Genomic DNA, 275 nt, shown 5'->3' on the forward strand with positions numbered 1-275 from the left:
TTTTCAGATTTTGTATTGTACTCTTCATACCTCGTAATCAAATAAAAAGCCGCCGCAATAAAATCAAAACAAAAACCCTGATCAGTTCCAAAAAAAGCTGTTATTCCTTCCCATTCTATGCATTCAATAGTTGGTTGCCTAAGCCCTTTCTTATGTAGTAATCCATGAGGCTTAACCCACAGGTTCGCTGCTATATCATTTGTTTGGGTATAGGCAATTCGGAAACCATCGTATTCGCTAAAAATGGCTTTATCCGTAACTAATAAAGCCTGATC

1 protein-coding gene is annotated in these 275 nt (G+C 37.1%); it reads right to left on the minus strand.

From position 1 onward, the window contains the following. A partial coding sequence (locus KVT39_RS36860) for a hypothetical protein (protein ID WP_217591472.1) occupies positions 1-275 on the minus strand: 275 nt, incomplete at both ends.

The organism is Burkholderia sp. GbtcB21 (assembly GCF_019091065.1).
GTDB lineage: Bacteria > Pseudomonadota > Gammaproteobacteria > Burkholderiales > Burkholderiaceae > Burkholderia > Burkholderia pyrrocinia_C.